This is a genomic window from Streptomyces sp. MnatMP-M17 (assembly GCF_900091995.1).
Taxonomy (GTDB): domain Bacteria; phylum Actinomycetota; class Actinomycetes; order Streptomycetales; family Streptomycetaceae; genus Streptomyces.
On sequence record NZ_FMDK01000496.1, the window covers coordinates 1 to 1,693 of the forward strand.

1 protein-coding gene and 2 pseudogenes are annotated in these 1,693 nt (G+C 69.8%); 1 reads left to right on the forward strand and 2 read right to left on the reverse strand.

The window, feature by feature from the left end; genetic code table 11:
• A pseudogene (locus tag GA0115259_RS22065) lies at positions 1 to 300 on the forward strand (hypothetical protein); the annotation flags it as partial.
• Positions 301 to 342: 42 nt separating this feature from the next.
• Here the strand turns inward: GA0115259_RS22065 and GA0115259_RS22070 are convergent.
• Together GA0115259_RS22070 and GA0115259_RS22075 are read right to left on the reverse strand one after the other, a co-directional pair.
• Positions 343 to 1,494 (reverse strand): NADH-quinone oxidoreductase subunit D, encoded by a 1,152-nt coding sequence (locus GA0115259_RS22070; protein ID WP_093599976.1) that lies wholly within the window; start codon positions 1,492 to 1,494, stop codon positions 343 to 345.
• A gap of 13 nt (positions 1,495 to 1,507) precedes the next feature.
• A pseudogene (locus tag GA0115259_RS22075) lies at positions 1,508 to 1,693 on the reverse strand (hypothetical protein); the annotation flags it as partial.

Below are 1,693 nucleotides of genomic sequence, written 5' to 3' on the forward strand. Positions count from 1 at the left end.
GCGCGCGGCGGGCGCGACGGCGGCGGCCAGCACAAGAAGACGGTGGAGCCGGCGGGTGACACGGAGTCCACGGCCGACGCCGAAGGGCCCGCGCCGGCCGCCGAGTTGGCGCGTACGGAGGCCGTGGACGCCACGGAGGCCGTGGAGGCCGAGGATCTCGCCGATGTGGTGGGCGAGGAGGCCCTCGCCGAGCGGCGCGGGACCGAGGAGCGCGCCGTCGGCCAGGTCATCGATCTGACCGAGCACGACGAGACCGAGCCGCTCGAACTCGGCCCGCTGCGCAACGCGGTCAGCTCCTGATCGCCGTTCCCGAGGTGAAGCGCGGGCGGAAGCGCCCGCGCTCTACTTGTCGATGTCGCCGACGACGAAGAAGAGCGATCCCAGGATCGCCACCATGTCCGCGACCTGCGTCCCGGGCAGCAGTTCGGTCAGCGCCTGGATGTTGTTGAAGGATGCCGAGCGGAGCTTGAGCCGGTACGGAGTCTTCTCGCCCTTCGACACCAGGTAGTAGCCGTTGATCCCGAGCGGATTCTCGGTCCAGGCGTAGGTGTGTCCCTCGGGCGCCTTGAGCACCTTGGGCAGCCGCTGGTTGATCGGTCCCGGCGGCAGCTCCGCGATCCTGTCCAGACAGGCGTCCGCCAGGGCCAGCGCGTTGTGCGTCTGCTCCAGCAGGCATTCGAACCGGGCCAGACAGTCGCCGTCCTCGCGGGTGACGACCGTGAGCGTGTCCTGGAGTTCGCCGTACGCGAGATACGGCTCGTCCCTGCGCAGATCGAAGTCGACGCCCGAGGCGCGCGCGATCGGCCCGGACACTCCGTACGCGTGGACCGCCTCCTGCGACAGCACTCCGACACCGTGGGTACGGCCGCGGAAGATCTCGTTGCCGAGGACCAGCCGGTCGTACACGTCCATCCGTGAGCGGACCTCGGCGACCGCGTGCCTGGCCCGGCCCAGCCAGCCCGCCGGAAGATCCTCCTTGAGACCGCCGACCCGGTTGAACATGTAGTGCATCCGGCCGCCGGAGACCTCCTCCATCACGGCCTGGAGCTCCTCGCGCTCCCGGAAGGCGTAGAACACCGGAGTGATACCGCCCAGTTCGAGCGGATACGAGCCGATGAACATCAGATGGTTCAGTACGCGGTTCAGCTCGGCCAGCAGCGTCCTGGTCCAGACGGCACGCTCGGGCACCTCCATACCGAGCATCCGCTCGACGGCCATCACCACGCCCAGCTCGTTGGAGAACGCCGAGAGCCAGTCGTGACGGTTGGCGAGCACCACGACCTGCCGGTAGTCGCGCACCTCGAAGAGCTTCTCCGCGCCGCGGTGCATATAGCCGATGACAGGCTCCGCGCTGCGGATCACCTCGCCGTCGAGCACCAGCCGCAGGCGGAGCACACCGTGTGTCGAGGGATGCTGCGGGCCGATGTTGAGCACCATGTCGGTGCTCTCCGCGGCGCCGCCGATGCCGACCGTCGTCCGGGTGGTCTCCGTCATGGGCGACAGTCTCTCAGACGGTCTCCGGCGGACCGGCCCGTCCCGTCGGAGCGGTGGCCGAGAGCCCGTCGGCTGTGAGGACGGGCGATTCGATGCCGACGGGCTGGATCAGCCAGCCGAAGTCCCCGAGACCGCCGCGCGCCGTCAGCTCCGCCGCCTCACCGGCCGCCGCGAGGGCCCGTACGTACGCGGCCGGATC

Coding starts and splice junctions, on each gene's coding strand:
- GA0115259_RS22070 (WP_093599976.1), bottom strand. CDS start 1,494: ATGACGGAGACCACCCGGACGACGGTCGGCATCGGCGGCGCCGCGGAG.